At 45.8% G+C, this 20,291-nt stretch carries 19 protein-coding genes; 11 read left to right on the top strand and 8 right to left on the bottom strand.

Annotated features, from left to right (window positions below):
- Window positions 1–190 precede the first annotated feature (190 nt).
- Both F0316_RS17385 and F0316_RS17380 read left to right on the top strand, forming a co-directional pair.
- A complete protein-coding gene (locus F0316_RS17385) occupies window positions 191–505 on the top strand; it encodes a hypothetical protein (RefSeq protein ID WP_149560762.1) in 315 nt (104 codons plus the stop codon).
- 164 nt (window positions 506–669) lie between these two features.
- Window positions 670–1,299, top strand: coding sequence for an esterase/lipase family protein (locus tag F0316_RS17380; RefSeq protein WP_000706538.1), 630 nt, complete (start codon window positions 670–672; stop codon window positions 1,297–1,299).
- Between the two features lie 170 nt (window positions 1,300–1,469).
- On the opposite strand, the gene F0316_RS17375 is transcribed toward F0316_RS17380, so the two are convergent.
- On the bottom strand, window positions 1,470–1,766 hold the full coding sequence (locus F0316_RS17375; RefSeq protein WP_001891137.1) for a DUF134 domain-containing protein: 297 nt from the start codon (window positions 1,764–1,766) through the stop codon (window positions 1,470–1,472).
- Between the two features lie 131 nt (window positions 1,767–1,897).
- Window positions 1,898–2,989, bottom strand: a complete 1,092-nt coding sequence (locus tag F0316_RS17370) for a YdcF family protein (protein ID WP_149560761.1) — start codon at window positions 2,987–2,989, stop codon at window positions 1,898–1,900.
- Between the two features lie 297 nt (window positions 2,990–3,286).
- Here F0316_RS17370 and F0316_RS17365 point away from each other — a divergent pair, with 297 nt between their 5' ends.
- On the top strand, window positions 3,287–4,180 hold the full coding sequence (locus tag F0316_RS17365; RefSeq protein ID WP_000060643.1) for a DMT family transporter: 894 nt from the start codon (window positions 3,287–3,289) through the stop codon (window positions 4,178–4,180).
- A gap of 264 nt (window positions 4,181–4,444) precedes the next feature.
- Complete coding sequence (locus F0316_RS17360) at window positions 4,445–5,746, top strand: dicarboxylate/amino acid:cation symporter (RefSeq protein ID WP_001093087.1); 1,302 nt, start codon at window positions 4,445–4,447, stop codon at window positions 5,744–5,746.
- Window positions 5,747–5,874: 128 nt separating this feature from the next.
- Here the strand turns inward: F0316_RS17360 and F0316_RS20325 are convergent, their stop codons facing one another.
- The 3 genes from F0316_RS20325 to F0316_RS17345 all read right to left on the bottom strand — a co-directional run bounded on the left by F0316_RS20325 (window position 5,875) and on the right by F0316_RS17345 (window position 7,796).
- Entirely contained in the window at window positions 5,875–6,009 is a 135-nt protein-coding gene (locus tag F0316_RS20325; RefSeq protein WP_001058399.1) for a hypothetical protein, read from the bottom strand.
- A gap of 103 nt (window positions 6,010–6,112) precedes the next feature.
- Window positions 6,113–6,463, bottom strand: coding sequence for a hypothetical protein (locus tag F0316_RS17350; protein WP_001187740.1), 351 nt, complete (start codon window positions 6,461–6,463; stop codon window positions 6,113–6,115).
- Window positions 6,464–6,593: 130 nt separating this feature from the next.
- Window positions 6,594–7,796: an MFS transporter gene (locus F0316_RS17345; protein ID WP_000414464.1), complete on the bottom strand. Its 1,203-nt coding sequence runs from the start codon at window positions 7,794–7,796 to the stop codon at window positions 6,594–6,596.
- A gap of 178 nt (window positions 7,797–7,974) precedes the next feature.
- On the opposite strand from F0316_RS17345, the gene soxR reads away from it, so the two are divergent.
- Window positions 7,975–8,421: a redox-sensitive transcriptional activator SoxR gene (gene soxR / locus F0316_RS17340; protein WP_149560760.1), complete on the top strand. Its 447-nt coding sequence runs from the start codon at window positions 7,975–7,977 to the stop codon at window positions 8,419–8,421.
- A gap of 41 nt (window positions 8,422–8,462) precedes the next feature.
- On the opposite strand, the gene F0316_RS17335 is transcribed toward soxR, so the two are convergent.
- Complete coding sequence (locus F0316_RS17335; RefSeq protein ID WP_057568084.1) at window positions 8,463–9,674, bottom strand: multidrug effflux MFS transporter; 1,212 nt, start codon at window positions 9,672–9,674, stop codon at window positions 8,463–8,465.
- Between the two features lie 89 nt (window positions 9,675–9,763).
- Between F0316_RS17335 and F0316_RS17330 the strand changes: the two genes are divergently transcribed.
- The gene (locus F0316_RS17330; protein WP_000383982.1) at window positions 9,764–10,651 is read left to right on the top strand and encodes a LysR family transcriptional regulator; all 888 of its coding nucleotides are present in this window, start codon (window positions 9,764–9,766) and stop codon (window positions 10,649–10,651) included.
- Between the two features lie 223 nt (window positions 10,652–10,874).
- On the top strand, window positions 10,875–12,698 hold the full coding sequence (locus F0316_RS17325) for a sensor domain-containing phosphodiesterase (RefSeq protein WP_000169386.1): 1,824 nt from the start codon (window positions 10,875–10,877) through the stop codon (window positions 12,696–12,698).
- 120 nt (window positions 12,699–12,818) lie between these two features.
- On the opposite strand, the gene shyA is transcribed toward F0316_RS17325, so the two are convergent.
- Together shyA and F0316_RS17310 are read right to left on the bottom strand one after the other, a co-directional pair.
- On the bottom strand, window positions 12,819–14,069 hold the full coding sequence (shyA, locus tag F0316_RS17320; protein WP_001227341.1) for a peptidoglycan DD-metalloendopeptidase ShyA: 1,251 nt from the start codon (window positions 14,067–14,069) through the stop codon (window positions 12,819–12,821).
- 233 nt (window positions 14,070–14,302) lie between these two features.
- A complete protein-coding gene (locus F0316_RS17310) occupies window positions 14,303–14,602 on the bottom strand; it encodes an isoamylase early set domain-containing protein (RefSeq protein ID WP_000608713.1) in 300 nt (99 codons plus the stop codon).
- A gap of 337 nt (window positions 14,603–14,939) precedes the next feature.
- Here F0316_RS17310 and F0316_RS17305 point away from each other — a divergent pair, with 337 nt between their 5' ends.
- The 4 genes from F0316_RS17305 to F0316_RS17285 all read left to right on the top strand — a co-directional run bounded on the left by F0316_RS17305 (window position 14,940) and on the right by F0316_RS17285 (window position 20,268).
- Window positions 14,940–16,601: a SulP family inorganic anion transporter gene (locus tag F0316_RS17305; RefSeq protein ID WP_094391949.1), complete on the top strand. Its 1,662-nt coding sequence runs from the start codon at window positions 14,940–14,942 to the stop codon at window positions 16,599–16,601.
- Window positions 16,602–17,036: 435 nt separating this feature from the next.
- Window positions 17,037–18,413, top strand: a complete 1,377-nt coding sequence (locus F0316_RS17300) for a YjiH family protein (protein WP_001153651.1) — start codon at window positions 17,037–17,039, stop codon at window positions 18,411–18,413.
- 290 nt (window positions 18,414–18,703) lie between these two features.
- Entirely contained in the window at window positions 18,704–19,171 is a 468-nt protein-coding gene (locus tag F0316_RS17290) for a molybdopterin-dependent oxidoreductase (RefSeq protein ID WP_001885151.1), read from the top strand.
- The gene (locus F0316_RS17285) at window positions 19,168–20,268 is read left to right on the top strand and encodes a GGDEF domain-containing protein (RefSeq protein WP_001097201.1); all 1,101 of its coding nucleotides are present in this window, start codon (window positions 19,168–19,170) and stop codon (window positions 20,266–20,268) included. Before F0316_RS17290 ends, F0316_RS17285 begins: the two co-directional genes overlap by 4 nt.
- Window positions 20,269–20,291: the final 23 nt, after the last annotated feature.

Genomic DNA, 20,291 nt, shown 5'->3' with positions numbered 1-20,291 from the left:
TAATAAGCAAGCCCAGAAGTTACAAATTTGCAACAAAAACAGTATTGGCGAGCAGTTTCATTCATTAACTTTGTTCTATTTTTTTGAACAACTAAAACGAATCACTCCCATCGTTTCCTTTGCAACAGCCAATTATGCTAAGTGGCGAATGTGAATTCACAAATCAACAATCATTATGAGGACTTTATTCATGCAAAAACTAACCCCTGTTTTGTTACTCGCTACTGCGGTTTTACTGCCACTTTACGCCAATGCTTCTGAGTTAAAAATGAGCGTATCGACTAGCCAAAATACCGCGCTATTAAGACTCACACAGGATGGTGCACCCGTTGCTAACTATCCTGTAAAAGTCGAAGGTGCGGACAGCGAAGCCTATCAAACCTCAGAAAATGGCACCTTGATCATCAAAAACTACGAGCCTCACTCGCAAGTGGTGAAATTTACCGTGACCGATTCCTCTGGCAATAGCCAGACTGAGCAAAGCTTTTTAGCACGCGATTGGTAAGTTCACCTAAAGGACTCACCATCATGGATTTGATGCACTAACGAGAATGATGTCCTTCCATCATTCTCGTTTTGTTCTATCGTTAATCCGATCTCTCCACTGTTTATTCCTATTCAAGCATGGTTAGATAATAGGCCTTACCCTCGGCAAAGGTTCTGCGACTGATGAAGATTGTAATACTGCACGGTTTGTATATGCATGGTTTGGTGATGCAACCTCTCGCGCAACGTCTCAATAAACTCGGATATCAGACAGAAGTGATCAGCTACAACACTTTAGCCATCGATGATGAAAAAGTATTTCAAGCCATAGACTGCGCACTGGCACAAGATCGCATCAACGTGTTGATAGGACATAGTTTGGGTGGATTGATGATCAAACATTATCTACGTTCTCGTCACCCTTCACCTAATGTGATTTCTCATGTGGTTGCTTTGGCCTCCCCCCTAAAAGGGGCATCAATTGTCGCTAAGATCCAGCAGTTAGGACTAGGAGCCATGTTAGGTAACGCACATCTGTATGGCTTGCAATTGCATCAAGATAGCTGGGAATTGCCACAACGGCTGGGTTGCATCGCTGGAACATTGCGTTTCGGATTTCGCCCAATCTTACTCGGTGGTTCAGGAATGTGTGATGGCACGGTCACGGTTGCCGAGACTCAAATCTCAGGAATGACTGATCATCTTCTCTTACATCAAAGTCATACTGGATTGGTTTACAGTCATCAAACCGCCCAGCAAATTGACTACTTTATTCGCCACAATCAATTTCAGCATAAAAAAATCCCCGAATGAGGTGATAAGCCTCTATTCGGGGGAACCAGGTGAATAATGCGCTTGGCAAAAGAACCACTCTCAACGCATGGATAGAAGGAGAAAGTGGTTGGTCACAGCGGTTCTGTGACAGGCAATGTATCACTCACTCTGGTATTTAGCAGGCTGCTTATCCCAATTGGTTTAATAGCTTAATCCGATGGGTCAATGTCCATGGATTGGATATAAAGCGCCTTTTGATGAAGCAGACAGTCGACAACTTTAAAACGCGCCGCTTTGACCAGATTGGCTAAGGTTTGCCGTGATACCTGCATTTGCAATGCAGCCTGCTGCTGCTGCAAGCCAAGCTGATCAACCAATCTCAATGCTTCCAGTTCATCTGGGGCTAACTCAACACGAGCGAGCTGACTCATAGGAACACCGTTGGGTTTAAAACACGATGCTGGCGGGTGACACTCAATTCGGCGCGGAATTTTAGGACGAGCCACAATAAACATTCCTTTTGCTATTCACCGGGCTATTGAAAAGCAAATGCAGAGGGAATTCAACTGACAAAGCACTAACCACACAAACACAAAGGCCGCAATCACGCGGCCTCAAATCAATATCTTGAATAAACCTAGCGAGATTCTAGTGGATAAGAGCGGTAGCTCCACATACCGTAAGTACGCAGCGCATCACGGTAAATCCCTAGCAGTTCACCACTCGACGCCTTTTCAAGCTCATTCAATGGTTTATCAGGATAAGAAACGGTATCGAAACTAATCCCTTTCGGACCTGTTTGCCAACTCGCAATTTCAAACAAGGTTTGTCCCCGGCGAACATGACTTGCCGAGCTGATGATGGTCGCATGCTTAATACCATGACGAGCTAAGGCGTAGCTACTGTACAAAGCGTTATCGACTGTACTTGTCGCGTAGTTTTCTTCAATAATTCGTACAGCACTCACTCCGCGCTCTATTAACCAATCCGCCATCAATTTCCCTTCCGTTTTATGATTTTGCGGTACTCCTCCAGTCAAAACAATCATGGCTTCTGGGTTAGCTTTTGCCATATCAAGAGTCGTTTCTAAACGCTTAACCAAAATGTCGTGCATTGAACCATCAGGATTAAGTGCGTAGCCCAACGTCACAATCGCACCATCTTTACCAAGCTTTTGGGTCGCTTCTGCTTTCAACGGCGTTGCTACGATTCGGTCAACCGTAGCCAGAATACGTTGCAAATCTGCCGCTCGTCCTGCATTTAAAGATTGCACAGCTTTGACGTGTTTCTGGTAAGCCACATCGTTTCCTTTAAATTTTTGCCACACGGCTAGGTAGGTGTGTAGATCTACGTCATCAGGAGCCACACTGAGTGCTTGGTTAAACAGTTCAATCGCTTGATCAACATTCTTGTTGTAAATCTGCGCATTCGCAGCAGAAATCAGTAGGTCGGTGCGATAAGGTTCCAGTTGATAAGCTTCGAGCAAACGCTGAGTCACCATTTCCATGTTACTCGGCATTTTGGCCGTAAACCCAGCATGAGAGACTCGTGCTGGCGATTTAAACGCGGTTAATGCCTCTTCAAGAAGTTGATCCACCACTTGGCGTTGCGTAACAAATTGACTGTATTCAACGCTTGGCTTGACTGCATTCTCTTTAGCGTTCAGAGAGTAAGGTAGGGTTAGAGCCACAACACCTGTGATGGCAAGCGTCAGAAGTTTTTTATTCATTATGGAATTTCCTTATGTAGAGCAGCAAAAAATGAATTTATGAATTCACCTCCAAACAAACCGTGACTTATTTCGCATAGTAAAAATTCACTACTGATAAACAAGCCTAACACTGGCAGGGATCTCATTTCCTAGTGCTCCTCACTTCAACGGCCGTTTTTGAAACCGTTGTTGGGTTACGTCGCACTGTGCATCAATCGACACACGCTATTTCCGGCAATCTAATCGATTTGCTGATTGCATATTTTCGCTTTGTAGCCGAGAGTGAGTGCTCTTTAGATTGAAGGAGGGAGAAGTATGTCGTTGGTGAACTTGCTACAACTACTCTGTTTGGCTGCGATTTGGGGTGGGTCATTTCTTTTTATGCGTATTGCTGCCCACAGCTTTGGTCCCGCTTACCTGATAGAAGCTCGCGTAGGATTTGCCGCGCTCAGTCTCTTTTTGGTGGCGCAGCTACTCAGGCGATCACTGCCAATACGTCAGCATTGGCCACATTTTTTGATTTTGGGCTTAATCAATACCGCCGTTCCCTTTTTACTGTTTGCTTATGCGGCGTTAACTCTAAATGTTTCAACACTCTCCATACTCAACTCCACAGCGCCCATTTGGGGAGCAGTGATTGGCTTTCTCTGGCATGGTACTCCTCTCTCCCGTAAAGCGGTGGCAGGGCTTCTGTTAGGCGTAAGCGGTGTGGCGGTTATTGTAGGATGGGATATGGTGGCGATAGGACATCACGCTGCGCTACCGATGGTATGCGCCGCGCTCGCAGCAGCCAGTTACGGCTTAGCCACCAACTACACCAAACAAGCACCCCAGGTCTCCGCGTTTGAAAATGCCCATGGCAGTATGTGGGCCGCGTGTTTATGGGTTGCTCCACTGATGTGGTTTGTTCCTCTACGTGAAACGCCTTCCAGCTTAGAATGGGGAGCGGTGATATTGCTTGGGGTCATTTGTACTGGGTTGGCTTACTTAATCTATTTCCGTTTGGTGAAAGCCATTGGTGCGGCATCCACACTCTCCGTCACCTTCCTCATCCCCGTTTTTGGCATCTTGTGGGGCTACTGGATCCTCGATGAACCGATAGGGCTCAACACCCTGTTCGGTACTTTACTAGTCTTGGCAGGCACCATGTTGGTTACCGGTTTTTCTCTACGTAACGCCCGACTTTCACGCCAACCGCAACCGCATTAACCCTCTTCACCCCCGCCATTTTCACCCGTTGAGAATGGCGATTTTTGTTGCATATGCAAACTTATATGTTGCATTTGATAATAAAGACAAGATTTAAAGCTAAAACTTTGTTACCAAATACGACAAAAACCAGCCATTTAAGTGATAAAGATCACAACCAAACAGCGAGATTTGCTTTTTATTTTCGAGTTTTTGATTACGCCTGCTAACCTCCGGCTCGCTTTGCAATGATGTCAGAGCGAAAAACTATAAGGAGTGTTCTGGATGAATACCAAAAAACCGTTATCGCTCACCGCTAAGGTCATCCTTGGTATGGTAGCCGGTATTTTGACTGGATTTGCGATTCGCGCCCTGTTTGCAGGAAATGGATTTGTAGACGCATATATCGTTAATGGACTGTTTGATGTTGGCGGCAAGATTTTTATCGCCAGCTTGAAAATGTTAGTCGTGCCACTGGTGTTTGTTTCACTGGTATGTGGTACGAGCTCACTCAAAGATCTCTCCACATTGGGCAGAATGGGCAGTAAAACCTTAGGTTTTTATCTCGCCACCACCGCGATTGCCATCACTCTTGCACTCACTATGGGCAGCTTATTTCAACCGGGAGCAGGGGCAGATTTAACCGCCGCCAGCAATTTTACCTCGGCGGAAGCCCCGTCTCTGGGTAAAGTGATTGTGGATATGTTCCCAACCAACCCAATCAGTGCAATGGCGCAAGGCAATACCTTGCAGATCATTATCTTTGCCGTTCTGTTTGGTGTGGCAATCAGTGCTGCTGGCAAACCCGGAGAGCGCATTGCTCAGGTGTTCAATGATCTCAATGAAGTGATCATGAAGCTGGTTGCGATGCTGATGCACTTAGCTCCTTACGGCGTATTTTTCTTGATGGCCAAGCTCTTCACCGGACTCGGACTGGGGGCAATTTTGAATTTAGCGGAATACTTTGTGGTGCTGGCGGGGACTTTGTTACTGCATGCCTTCGTCACCTATGGGTTGATGCTGAAAACCTTTGCAGACCTAAACCCAATGGTGTTTTTCCGCAAAATGGAAGATGCGATTATGTTTGCATTTTCGACCGCGTCATCCAATGCCACCATTCCTGTCACCATGGAAACGGTGAAAAACCGTTTGGGCGTCGATAACAAAGTGGCTTCCTTCACCGTACCACTCGGTGCAACGGTGAACATGGATGGCACTGCGATCATGCAAGGTGTCGCGACCGCATTTATTGCGCAAGCCTTTAACATCGACCTTACCATGACCGATTACCTGATGGTGATCCTGACCGCGACACTGGCTTCTGTCGGCACAGCGGGTGTGCCTGGCGTTGGCTTAGTTATGCTCGCTATGGTACTTAACCAAGTGGGTCTGCCACTGGAAGGGATTGCGCTGATTATGGGTGTCGACCGCCTACTGGATATGATCCGCACTGCGGTGAATATCACTGGTGATGCCTGTGTCTCTTGTATTGTGGCGAAATCTGAAAACGCCTTTGATGAAGCACGTTTTGCCGATCCAAAAGCGGGTGAAAAAGAAGAAACGGTTCACTTATCTCAAGCTCAGTAAACTTAGCGACTTCACTGAATGTGACGTAAAAAAATCGCCCCACACATTTGTGGGGCGATATCATTCTTAGCCTAGCGTTTTCCCGCTTTCGGCTGAACATTCAAACGCAAAAGCTTAATCACATAAGCTTATTGGCTAAACTTTTGACGCATTCTCTGTAATAAAGAGCGCTTTTTCGTTTTGCTTTTACCAAACTGAGCTTGATGCATCGCTTGTTTAGCGATCATTTGGCCTAGGTAAACAGAACCGAGTTCATTATTCATAACACATGCCTCTTTGTTGTTGAGTGACATTTTGCGCTCAATATAACAGCGAAAAACAACAAAACAAGAGTATGGTCACGTTTTTTTGTAGTTTTATTACAAATTAATGGCGTTTTGGTTGTTTGTACGTTTTACCTGCCGCTTGGTAAACGTCTTTTTGCTTGATATCGAAGAAGCCATCAAAGAACCAAGCGACAAATTTCACCACGTCGTCACCTTCGTTCATGATGTGTTCGACGTATTCTTGTTCTTCGCCCTGCTCATCCACTTCCGTGGTCACATGGTAAATACGTTGCTCACCTTCGACTTCAGCCAAAGCAAACTGACCGGAAAGCGATTGCGCCGCTTCAGCAATCGCCTCGTCTTCGCTGCTTTTTAGCAGTTCTAGGGCTTGCGGTAACGTCGCTTGCTCACATAAAAGTTTAATTAAGGCTTCAAATTGACTCTGTTGCATGATGTTTCCCCGTAGAAAGCTCTTCCCCATAAAAATGAGCGGCGATTATATACACTTCTCCACCTGAGCGGCAGTGAATCTCGATGGAGAGAGAAACCTTTTCCTAACTACTTTGGCTTGCCCTCTTAGCTTAGGCAAGCACCGCGCTTAGCTTCATACGACCATTAAGTCGCACCATCATAAAAACGGCAGCAACCATCACCATCGCCGCCAACATAAAACCTAACTGAGTTAGCCCAAAATGGCTTAGGAAAGCAATGGCGACATAACTGACACTTTGCACTAAAGTCGAAAACATTTGTAACCCACCATCGGCACGCCCACGCTGATCAATGTTGACGCTATAGTGCATCCAATTCGTGCGGGCAATCCGATTTAAGGCGTTAAAAGTACCAAAGAAAAAAGTACAGAGAATCAGTGACTGCGGCGATGCCGACAAACTCATACCAATCAATGCCATCGTTGCCAATAGCATGGCTCCGATGATGATCTTTGGATGCGTACTGATCCCAAGCAACCGACTCACAAACAGGCCAGTGACTAAAGAGCCCATACCGAAAGCGATGTTATAACCCGCAAACCAATCACCTGAAATATTCATCTCGGCAAACCAGATCGGCACCAACTTGCTCAGAAACGTTAAGATTGGGTAGGTTAACGTCGAGAGCATGAGAAACGCGTAAAACTGTGGGCGTAGAGTAAACACCTCTCGGCTCTCTTTGATTTGTTCGAAAAAAGAGGCCGAGTGAGTTTGTCGTAATTGACGACGATAAGGTGCCAACAAATAACTGCTCATTGCGATCCCAGAAGCTAAAGCCGCAAAGCATGCAAACTCAAACATGCCCCACATTTCAAGCAGTACAACCCCCAATGCGCCAGATCCCAGCGTGGTCGCTTGCATAATCACTTCTTGTTTACCTGAAATGGACGCGTATTCGTGGGGTTGAAAGTGTTCTTGGGTAAACGCATTGTTAGCTGACCATGCCAAGTTACTCGATGTCCAGAATACGAGCTGAGCGGCTGCTAATAATCCCATTGAGTCATAACCCGCGCCATAACACAACGCCACCACTACAGCGGTTCCGGCCTGTAAAGCCTGCACCAACACCAGAAGCTGTTTTCGAGAGCTGCGATCAATTAAGGTTGAGAAAAATGGGGTAAGAAGAAAAGAGAGCACCGTACAAACTAAAGCCACTATCGCCACAAAAGCGCCCTGATTTGGTGTTGAGAGCATCATCCAAGGTAATGCCATCATAAATAGTCCTGACGAAATACCATCAAAAAACAGTCCTGTAAGGTAGTATCCCGCACGCGTTGTATTATTTTTTTCCATGTTAATATTCCAATTGAGGCCAACTGGGTGCTACGGTAATACCTCAAGTTAACTTTAGGTAAAGCGTTTTTTTAATAAAACGGGTGTATCCAAACCACTTAGCGTTGCAACCCGCACGGTTGCAACGCTAAGTGGGCAGGAAATAGAAGGCTCGTTCGGTCGATGGGAGACAAATCATATGGAGATGACAGTAGGCGAAGTGGCGCAAAGAGCGGGGGTGAAGGTCTCAGCGTTGCATTTTTATGAACAGAAAGGATTGATCCATAGTTGGCGTAATCAAGGCAATCAACGGCGTTACGATCGCAGTGTACTGCGCAGGATCGCGGTAATTAAGGCCGCACAAATGGTCGGACTGACCTTAGAAGAGATTGCCGAAGCTCTGGCACATTTACCAAAACATGAAGCGCTCACTCGTCAAGATTGGCAGCAAATGGCTTCTCATTGGCACCATTTTCTCGATCATCGGATCCAACAATTAAACGCATTGAAAGAGGACTTAAGCGGCTGCATTGGCTGCGGATGTTTATCTCTTGAGTCTTGTGCTATCTACAATCCTAAAGATATTCGCGCTATGACTTTCGCGGATAAAACTCGCTTATCGCATCCAGAAGAGTGGAGCCGTTAAACCAGATTTGACATTGTACTTAGACGGTAAACCCAGCTTACTTACATCGGCACTTGCGCAGCGCTAGGCTGCGAGTGCGCTTTTTTCGTTGCGATCAACACACTCAACATCGTGATGCCGACCAGAATATAAAACACGCCCATTGCATTTTGGCTAGTCACCCAATGCTCCACCAAATATCCTCCCAGTAAACCTGCGATCCCCATTTGAATCGAACCAGAAAGTGCTGAAACCGCCCCCGCTTGTGATTTATGAGGTGATAACAAAAGCGTTGTAGCCAATGGAAAAGAAATGCCCTGCGCGATGCTCAGCCAAGTAAAAGCCCAAATCAGGTTAAACACGGAGAATTCGGTCAGCAGCAGCCAAAGGCCCGCAAATACCATCAAGCTAATCGCACACCCTAGCAGTTGACGCACCGAGAAACGAGAAGTCAGCATGTTCACAAGCACGCTGCCCAGTAATAAACCAGAGGAGGGAATAATAAGGGTCGAGCCGTAATCGGCTGCGGTCATACCTAGCTGTTTTTGGAGCAGAAAGGGCAAAATGGATAAGGTGACCAAGCTAGCTAAATAACTTAACCAGTTGTAACTTGCACTACTAGTGACTTGTTGATTAGCAAGCAGTTTAGCGTAGTTAATCACAATGCCACGCCATTGAACTCGCCGTTTTGGGTAAGGCAACGTTTCTGGCAGGATCATCAGCCCGAGCGTAAAAATTGCCCCGATATAGATCAGCACAAAAATAAACACAGATTGCCAACTCAAGTGATAGGCCATCCAGCCCCCGAGCACTGGCGCAATAATCGGCATGATCGACGCAGTAATCGACAAATAAGAGAGCGCTTTGGTGAGATGAAAACCGTCATAGCTGTCGCGTAATACACTACGCCCAAGAACCGAAGCACTGCCCGCCCCTAATCCTTGCAATAAGCGTCCAAATTCAAGAGCTTGAAAATGATCCGACATCATCACGCAGAGCACAGTACCTAGCAAATAGATACCTTGTCCAAGCAAAAACGTCGGGCGTCGGCCTACGGCATCGGACAGTGCGCCATAAAATAGCTGTGAGCCACCAAAACCCAGTAAAAAGAGCGTGACGAGCATCTGCGCACTCGCTTGATCGACCTGTAAATCACGGCTAATCAGAGGCAGTGAGGGCAAATAAATGCTCACACCCACTTGGCCAGTAGCGATGATCATCATCGCAAGTAGCATGGGGGTGCGGCGAAAACGAGTAGAGGTTTGTGCGTTCATGGCAGAGAGTCTATATTGGCAACTCTCATTTGATAATCTCGCAAATTGGAAATAAATTAGTTCCAACCAAGAATAAATAAGGGCACGAGATGGACTGGCTACAGAGCGCAAAAACCTACATCAAAGTCGTTGAAGAAGGCAGTTTCAATGGCGCAGCACGCAAACTCAACACCACCAGTTCGGCGGTCAGTAAGCGTATTCACTGGCTTGAGGAGCGTATTGGAGTTCAACTGCTGAAACGCACGACACGTTCAGTTACGCAGACCGAGGCCGGAGCGCTTTTTTATCAACGAGCCAAAGCACAGTTAGAAAGCTGGCAATCCGTGGTCGATGAAACACGCTCCGTCAACCAAACGCCCGCAGGCTTGCTGCGTATCGGTGCAACCTTAGCGGTCGGCTCTAAATTTTTGATGCAGTACCTCGATGAGTTTTTACAACGCTATCCCGATATCCGCGTTCAGCTCATCACCACCACACCGGGACAATTACCTGAACTGCATCTCGATCTGTTCATCAGCCGTGAAATTGAGCAGCTCAATTCGCTTAGCTTCAAGGCCACTCCCCTATTTGAGTATCAAGCGGCGTTTTATGCCTCTCCGAGCTATTTGGCTAAACATGGCGTTCCACAAACGCTACAGGAGTTAACTGAGCACAATGTGCTGTGCTGGGGGGAGCAAACATTTCGCGAAGTAAAAACAGCGCAAGGCAAACGCCTAACGTTAACGGGCAATTTCGCCACCACCAACCCTGAAGCCTTGTTTTATGCAGGGAAAGCCGGCATGGGGATTATTGTCACTGGGCATATTATGATCAAAGAAGAGCTAAAACAGGGCAATTTGGTTCGCCTATTGCCTGATGTCACTATAGATCAAGCGACCGTATACGCGTATTACCCCAAATTGGAGTACCAACATACCCGTACTCAGTTATTCCTTGATCATTTGAAGCAAAAGCTGACTGTTGCTAAAGCCATATAGATAACTTATTTATCAATTAAATAATAAAGTTCTATGCACATAATCGAATTTTTTTCTCTCAACTAAACGCTTGAATTAAAAATATAAGCATGAACAAGCTGCCATTCTCTCTATCAAACGGCTGGAAAATCTCCTCGACCTCATCAATAGTAACAGTATGCATATAAGGTTATCTCGCGTTGACGAGGTCCATTTTGTCAGTAACGGCTAGAGAGATCAGAATATGACCAAGACTCAACTGATAACAGAAAAACTGAGCCTAGATTCCATACATCACTTCAGTCAGCTGGGGGGGTTGGAGTTGCTCTCACAAATCACTCAGTTTCTCCACCGCACCTTCAATAGCCACAGCTCCATGGTCATTGAGCTAGATAAAATGCGCTACAAAGCTCATAACTTAAGTTGTGCCAGTGTCGAACCCAGCAGTTTAGAGCTGTATTACGAACTACAAGGCACACCTTGTGAGCAAGTCGGATTACAAAGACAACCTTATTGCCTATTTGCAAGCAAAGTCGCGGAACTTTTTCCTAACGATGCTTATTTAGTTGAGAACCATATTGAGGCGTATCTGGGTATCCCGATTTATTTTTCAAATGGCGAAAACTACGGCGTTTTGATCTCGACTTTTACGCGTCAGTTAGACGACTTTGCTAATCTCGTGTTAGTTCACCAGATTTTGGCTCAGATGATCGCTCATGATCTGGAATGTAAACAGATGGAGGTACGCTCTCAGAGCCTAATCAATCAATTACGTCATGAAATATCTCACGACAACTTAACAGGTTTAATGAATCGTAATGATTTAGCCGAGAAACTGACGGCTCTCGTTCAAGAAGATAGACATCATTTCACCCTGGCCTTTCTTGATATTGATGAATTTCGTTCGATAAACGATCTGCATGGGCACTATTTGGGAGATCTTGTGCTGAAATTTGTCGCGGATGCGATAAAACAAGCAGTACCCGAAGAAGGATACGCCTTTCGCATCGCCGCTGATGAATTTGCCTTTTTGACCACAGATCGTGAGCCGATGAAAATCTGCCAAACCATACTCAACAAACTGGCGCAAGATTATATCGATCAAGATCGTCGACTCAAAATCAGTGTCAGTATTGGTATTACCAAATACAGTGGTGAAAAGCTCAATGCCGATCAATTACTGTTCAATGCAAGTCTCGCTTTAAAAGAGTGTAAACGGAACCATAACACACGCATTCGTTTCTACGACAACTTACTCAGCAATCAATACTATCGACGTACACAAATCATCGAAGCTCTGCGTAGTGAATTGAGTAAGCCTATCCATCAAACTGAGCTGTATGTGGTCGTGCAACCGATCGTGAAAAAACATCAAAGAAATTGGGACTATTTTGAGATCTTAACGCGTTGGAATAGCAGTACGCTCGGTGTGGTAACGCCATTGGAATTCATTGAAGCAGCAGAGCAATCTGGCCTGATTGTCGAATTTGGCGAACGTATTCTCGAATTGGCCTGCATCGCGAAACAAGAATTAGAACAAGGTATTGACCAAAAAATTCGCTTAAGCATCAACTGCTCCGCCGATGAGCTGACGCATTCCAATCGTTACCTTGAGCATCTATTAAAAACCATTAAAGCCTATGGTTTTCAAGCCGACGAGTTCACTATTGAGCTGACAGAAACGGTTTTACTCTCTAAGGCCGCAGAAGTATGCAGTATTCTCACCATATTGCGTGAATTGGGTTTTAAAATTGCCTTGGATGATTTTGGGACAGGTTATTCGAGCCTTAACTACATTCACAGTTATCCGATTGATTGCATCAAGATTGATGCTGCATTTGTGCGTAACCTACTTACCAACCAAACCTCTGAGAGTATCGTGTGGTTGATTATTCAGCTTGCTAACCAGCTTAAACTCGATCTCGTCGCTGAGGGGGTAGAGAACCAACAAGCACTGGATAAACTCTATCAAATGGGCTGTGAGCAAATTCAAGGGTATTACTTCAGTCGACCTGATTTACCGAGTGTGATGATTGAACGCTGGAGAAAAGAAACGAATGTAGCCTAAACGGTAAAAGCCCGTATCCTCAACAACGCTTGCCTCAATCAAAAATAAGGCAATACTCAAGAAATCGGTACCACTAAAAACAACAAAGCCCCGTGACGGGGCTTTGTACTCATACTCGATTTATTGCGCTGCTAGCATGCTTTCTTGGCGAGCTAACATCTGGTCAAGCTCTTTGCGCTTGGCAATAAACTGCGCCATCTCCTTCTTCGGCACTGAACTTGCCATCGGGATATTGGCTTTCATGGCGTTGACAGGACGACCACGCACGATTAACTCATAGTGCAGATGAGGACCGGTCACACGGCCGGTATTACCCGATAATCCTATGCGCTGACCACGCGATACTTTCTGCCCTTTCTTGACCAAAATCTTGCTCAAGTGCAGATAGCGCGTCATGTAAGTGTTACCGTGCTGAATCACCACATAGTTGCCCGCATAAGGGTGATTACGTGTCATGACCACAACACCATCACCTGAGGTATACACAGGAGTACCAATTGGCATCGCAAAGTCTGTACCGTTATGCGGCGCTACGCGCTTGGTCACTGGATGCAGACGTCTCGGGTCAAAGTTTGATGAAATACGCCACTTGCTGTCCACCGGATAGCGTTGGAAAGCGCGTTGCAAGCTATCACCATTCTTATCGTAATACTGACCGTCTTGGTGCAGATACGCGGTAATCTCTTTGCCACGGTTGAAGATTTTAATCGCCTGAATTTCAGAATTACCGGTGAGCTTTTCTCCGACGAGCTGACGCGATAGTACGACTTCAAAGCGATCGCCACGACGCAAATCACGGCCAAAATTAATTTTGTCTTTCAGCAGAGTGACAATTTGATCCACATCGGCGGCACCAAGGCCAGCACGATTAGCCGAGAGAGAAAAGCTACCGTCCACTTCACCAATCAGCGGCTCAACCTTCCACGTACCAGGAATTTTGCGCTCTTCAAATTCGTAGCTACCATCGTTCAAACGCGTATAAACGGCGCGGTCAACGAGGCTAAATTCCAGCTCCATTTTGGCCAAGGTGTTATCGCTGCCTTTCCAAAAACGCAGCACGTTCCCCGGCCGTAACGTATCAAGAGCGAGGTAGTTTAAGTCAGTTTCCATGACTTTCATTAGCTCGGTATAAGCAAAACCAAGCTGATTAAAGATAGTACTTAGGTTATCACCCGGCTTGATTTCATATTCATAATCCGGATGGCCCACTTTGACCACTTCTACAGTATGTTCTGCTGAAGAGAACTGTACGAGCGGAGATTCTGGAAGAGACAACTCAATACGTTGTTGCCGCGTGGGACTGTTTAGCGAAGAAGATATCGCGGCCACAGCCAAAAGCGGCAAACCTACTAGTGTCGCTTTCTTTCGCATTGAAAGCTCAGAAAATCGCAAAATAATAGATTTAGATATCACCAGTTTACCTGTGGAAAAAAGTCAAAACTCGGCCAAGAGTAAGGGTTTCAGCGCGGTTTGTCACCTACGCTTTCGTCAATTTAAAGCAAAAAAGGCACATTTGTGCCTTTCAAAAATAGAGGATTTTGTGTGCTGGCAGCAACTTAGTTGTTTGTGATTTTTTGAGCTTTCGTCAAAAAATGCTACCCAAATCACTGATAGGTGGTTAACAAACAGTTTTCTTCGCCAAAACCGTTAGCAATATACTGATCGGCATGGGGATCATTGACCCACTCTTGTTTATCGAGCAAATAACGGAACTGAAATTCACGATCTTTCGGCAAACGAGTTTTAAATTTGAACGTGCTTGATTTGGCCACTTTTTTCATTGGCTCAGGCTGCCAACCTAAAAAATCGGCCACAATCGCTACTTCAGAGGCCGCTTGCGGGGCATCGCATTCAAAAGTGACTTCCACTTCATCTTTTGTTTTAAGGAACTTCTTGTTAATCATGTCAAACTCCATCTTCGAACAAAAAACAACCAACCGAAGGAATCATAGGTAATTTGTTATCTATACTCAACCTACAATCTCTCAATTAAGTGCATATCTTGAAAATCATCGGTGCTCTGTTTTTCCGCATGAAATTCTAATTAATCGCAGTCTTTTCCGTTAATGTTGGGAAAATATGACGTTACATGAGGTTAATTCAATGAAATTAAAAGATTAATTTTTTGACTCTGCCCGCCTAGCGATAGGTCAGTCAACTGAAGCCGCCCTTTACAGCCTATAAAATGAGCGTAGAATCCTCGGCGTTTTCATTTCCCTATTTTTGTTAAGGTGATCAACTATGTTTGCCATCTATGAATCCTATAAAGCCGGTCAGTTGCAACCCAAACAATGGGTCAACAATATTACAGCGGGGTTGATAGTTGGGGTGGTGGCACTGCCGTTAGCCATGGCGTTTGCCATTGCATCGGGAGTAAAACCAGAACAAGGAATTTATACCGCTATCATCGCAGGGATTATTGTTTCCCTGTTTGGTGGTTCACGCGTACAAATCGCCGGCCCAACCGGCGCGTTTATTGTTATTCTTGCAGGCATCGTAGCCGAACACGGCGTGGCTGGATTACAAATTGCCACCATCATGGCGGGCTTTATTCTCGTGGTATTGGGGCTCGCACGATTAGGTAGCATCATTCGCTATATTCCTGACCCGGTTATCGTCGGTTTTACTTCAGGCATTGGGGTGATCATTTGGGTGGGGCAATGGCGTGACTTCTTTGGCCTTCCTGAAATTAAAGGTGAGCACTTTCATCAAAAACTGGTGGCGATTTTTCATGCTTTCCCACAATTCCATCTCACAACAACACTGCTGGCTTTACTGTCTCTGGCTTTAGTGATTTTTGGGCCAAAAATTCCCAAACTCTCAAAAATTCCGGGGCCGCTTTTAGCCCTGGTGGTGGTCACGTCGCTGCAATATGTGGTGGGGTTTGAAGGCGTCAGAACCATTGGGTCAGCGTTTGGCGGTATTCCACAAGGCTTACCTGAGTTTGCGCTACCGGATCTTAGCCTAAGCCAAATGATTCAACTGATTGGTCCTGCCTTTGCAATTGCGATGTTAGGTGCAATTGAATCCTTACTCTCCGCCGTAGTTGCTGATGGCATGGCTGGCACCAAACACAACTCGAACCAAGAGTTGGTTGGACAAGGGATTGCGAATATTGTGGCCCCTCTATTTGGTGGTATTGCTGCAACGGGTGCGATCGCGCGAACCGCGACCAACATTCGTAATGGCGGCAATAGCCCAATCGCTGGAGTCATGCACGCGCTGACGCTGGTCATTATTCTGCTCGTACTCGCACCTTTGGCGGTGAATATTCCTCTCGCGACGTTGAGCGCGATTCTATTTGTGGTGGCTTGGAATATGAGTGAAGCGCCGCACTTTGTACAACTGGCCAAACGCGCACCGCGTGCTGATGTGGCGATTCTACTGCTCACCTTCGGTTTGACCGTGTTTGCCGATCTGGTCGTGGCAGTCAATATCGGTGTGATCATTGCTATGTTGCACTTTGTAAAGCGCATGGCATCGAGCGTTGAAGTGAAGGCCAACGGCTCGCAAGAGATGAGCTATGAACTGGCACAACACGGCAGAAGTACACTGCCTCGTGAACTGGCGGTGTACGCGCTAGAAGGCCCCTTCTTCTTTGCTGCAGCAGAAACGTTTGAACGTGTGATGGGCAGTATTCAAGAAACCCCTCAGATCTTAATCTTGCGTTTAAAATGGGTGCCTTTTATGGATATAACGGGCATTCAAACGCTGGAAGAGATGATTCAAAGCTTCCACAAACGTGGGATTAAGGTTTTGATTTCAGGTGCTAATAGTCGAGTCTCACAAAAATTGGTCAAAGCAGGCATAGTCAAACTGGTTGGCGAGCAGAATGTCTATCCCGTTTTTGAAAGCGCTCTCAGCGCAGCATTAACGGAAATTGAAGCCCAACCCACCGAGTGATTGACGTAAACGGCTTGATATTACCGCATCGAGTCGTAGCGAAAGACCATACTTCAACCTAAGCCTCCGAGAGCAAGGAGGCTTTTTTAATTTTATCCCCTTCTCAATCGAAGCTACAGCAGTGCTGACTGCCACACTCGTGGCTAACAATATGCTTTACACCACACAATGACCAAGCAATCGCTTTGCGATCTTATTCATCAACAATGACACTTTTAACAATAAATATACAAAAAACCATCAAAGATTGAAACATCAGGAAATTAATTTGAATGCATACCCAAAATAAATGAATAGTATTGCGTAGGGTGTCAAAAATAGATATTCTTGCGCCCGCTGATTAAATACGGAAATGCAGTGAATTTTTATGCCAAGGTGTGGCGAATTTCGACTGAACAGTGTGTCTGAATGACGCAGCATGAATAGAGATAAATAATGCAAGATAACGCGCAAACCTTAGAGCCACCAGCGAAGGCTGGCACAGGTAATCTGTGGATGTTCCTGATCCCTTCTCTGATCGGGCTTTTCCTCTTTATGGCTCCCATCAGTTACGATGGATCGTTAACCATTCCAGTGGCGGTGTTGGCCAAGTCCGTTCAAGCGCTGTTTGGGGATTCTCTGGTGACTGTCGTTACGGCAATCATCGCCTTTATGTCGGTTGCCTCTGTTATCTGTAAAGTCTTTAAACCAAGTTGGGTCATGTCTCGTCCTTTCTTAAACAGTTTGTTTAATCCTTCTTGGCTTTGGTTAACCGTGCGTGTGATTGGCGGAGCTGCCGTGATCATGACATTTTTCCAAATCGGTCCAAAAGCGATTTGGGAAGAAAATACGGGTGGACTGGTTTTGCAAGGCCTGCTCCCAACGCTATTTTCCGTGTTTATTTTCGCAGGCTTACTGTTACCTTTGCTGCTTAACTTTGGCTTGTTAGAGCTGTTTGGCAGCTTACTGAGCAAAGTGATGCGCCCTTTATTCAATCTACCGGGTCGCAGCGCAATCGACTGTATGGCTTCATGGCTGGGCGATGGTAGCGTAGGCATCCTGCTCACCAGTAAACAATACGAAGAAAAATTCTACACCCAACGTGAAGCAGCGGTAGTGGGCACAACCTTCTCTGCGGTATCGATCACTTTTAGCTTAGTGGTGATCGCCCAAGTCGAGCTTGAACACCTATTCCTACCTTTCTATGGTGCAGTCTGTTTAGCGGGATTGGTGGCAGCGGTAGTTATCCCTCGCCTTCCTCCTTTGTCATGGAAAAAAGATACTTATATCGATGGCAGCAAACCTCATCCTGATGCCGATGCGATCCCAGAAGGTCACAGCGCGTTTTCTTGGGGCATGGAGCTGGCTTTAACCAAAGCGGCAAAAGTTAAATCCGTCCAATCGGTGATCGGCGAAGGCATACGTAACGCCGTCGATATGGTGTTTGGTGTACTGCCTGTCGTGATGGGGCTTGGCACTATTGCCTTGGTGATTGCTGAATATACTTCGGTATTCTCCCTGCTTGGCCAACCTTTCATTCCGTTTTTAGAGCTGCTGGGCGTACCAGAGGCTGCCGCGGCTTCAAAAACCATTGTGGTTGGCTTTGCGGATATGTTTATTCCGGCCATTTTAGCGGCCTCTATCGATAACGAAATGACACGCTTTGTCATTGCAGCGATGTCTGTGACTCAGCTTATCTATATGTCTGAAGTCGGTGCACTACTGCTCGGTAGCCGCATCCCAGTCAATATTGTCGAGCTGTTTGTCATTTTCATTTTGCGCACCCTGATCACTCTGCCGGTGATTGCCGCAGTCGCACATCTGCTGTTCTAATCTGTCTCCCTATTAAGAAGCGCCATCAACATGGCGCTTTTCTTATACCAAATCTCATTTTTGAGTCTTTTTATCATCAATCTTATTAATATCAGTGATTTTCATATCATCTGACTCCGCCTATAATTCAACCAAATAATGATGATTAGCCGTCAAGTTGTAATCAATAGCCCTGCAACTTTAGGTTGAGAAGTAGAACACAATCGATATCCACACGACTTGGAAACAGACGCAGCCAACACCGCTGCAGCTTCAACGAGGAAGGGGATAACAGTGCGGAATAACCAATAATGAGATGGATATTGCTGATCTTGACCTTGTGGTGCAGCTCTTTCGCTTTGGCATCGAACATCACGATACAAATCGCAGACGCGCCGCCTAAGGTATTTTCATTGCAAGAGCTAGCCACTGAACTGCCTGCAGTTTCTTTTACCACTGAACTGCCATGGATTCATGGTTCACATCGCTTCACGGGTTTTAAAGTGAGCGATTTGCTTGAGTATCTACAGCAAGATCACGTCAAATCGGTGACTTTTATGGCATTGAATGACTACGCTGCTAATATTTCGATAGCGGATATTCAATATTATGAACCGATTGTGGCGTACTACATGGACGGTAATGAGATGAAAATTCGTCACAAAGGCCCTTTTTGGTTGGTGTACAACTTAGATCAAAATCCAAAACTGAAGAACTCCGTTTATTACACCCATATGGTTTGGCAGATAAGTCAAATTTTGATTCATAAGAAGCCATGAATACACAAACTCAGAAAACGCTCCACCCGCTGATCTTACATGCCAAAACACTGCTGATCTTCATGTCGGCGATTCTGATTTTGGCCAATTTGTATTTGATCAACAGTACTCGCGATTTATCTAAGTCTTACTCTTCGCATACTAACCAAGCGATCTGGTTCTTATTCCAGCTCAATAAAGAGTTTACTGAGATGCTGGCACTCTCCCCCTACCTATTGGAGTCGGAGAGCAACCAGCGCGATGTGATGGTGAAATATGAGCTGACTTGGAGCCGTTTTGATCTGATCCTCAATAGCCCAGAAGCCGACGGCATTATAGGCATGCCCAGCACTCGCGAATTCTTCCAAGCCGCGTTTGCGCGCTTTAAACAACTTGAACCGCTACTGCTTGCGGCCAAAAATCCAGAAAGCTTACAAACTTTTATTGTTGCCGCCCAACAAGAGCTGGAGATTTTTATTCAGTTCATAAACCGCACATTTGGAATGCAAAGTCCTTTGTATGTAGAGCAAAAAGAGAAACTGAATTACCTCAGTCGCATCCAGTTTGCGTTAATTTTGTTGACGTTTAGCTGTGTGGGACTGGTGAGTTTTATTTTGCATAAAGAGGCCACGCACCATAGAGTCTTGGCCTTAACGGACCCATTAACAGGGCTGGAAAACCGTACAGCCATGTTCGCCGAATTAGAACGCCACCGCCGCAGCGGTGGATTCTCTCTCTTTTTGCTCGATCTGAATGGTTTTAAACAAATTAATGATACCTACGGCCATCAAATGGGCGATGCGGTACTCAAACAGGTTGCTTATCGCTTAAACAACTCGATTCCTTCATTCGATTATCGTGTGTTTCGGATGGGGGGAGATGAATTTGCCATCATCCTAAGCAGCATCAATTCGACCGAGCAGATGATGATGCAGCGCATGATCAAACAGTGTTTCGACCATGAATTTGAATTAAGTGGCGATTTACGAGCCAAGCTCAACACCAGCGTCGGGGTCAGTACTTATCCACTCGACAGCACCAATTTGAGCCAGTTGATCCATCTGGCAGATAAAAACATGTATGAAATGAAATTCCTACAAAAAAGCCCCTCATCGTGAGGGGCAAAGTTTACCATCGCTTA

The sequence above is a fragment of the Vibrio cholerae genome (assembly GCF_008369605.1).
GTDB classification, from domain to species: Bacteria; Pseudomonadota; Gammaproteobacteria; order Enterobacterales; family Vibrionaceae; genus Vibrio; species Vibrio cholerae.
The sequence above is the reverse complement of the archived record's forward strand: the minus strand, read 5'-3'. Positions and strand labels throughout refer to the sequence as shown.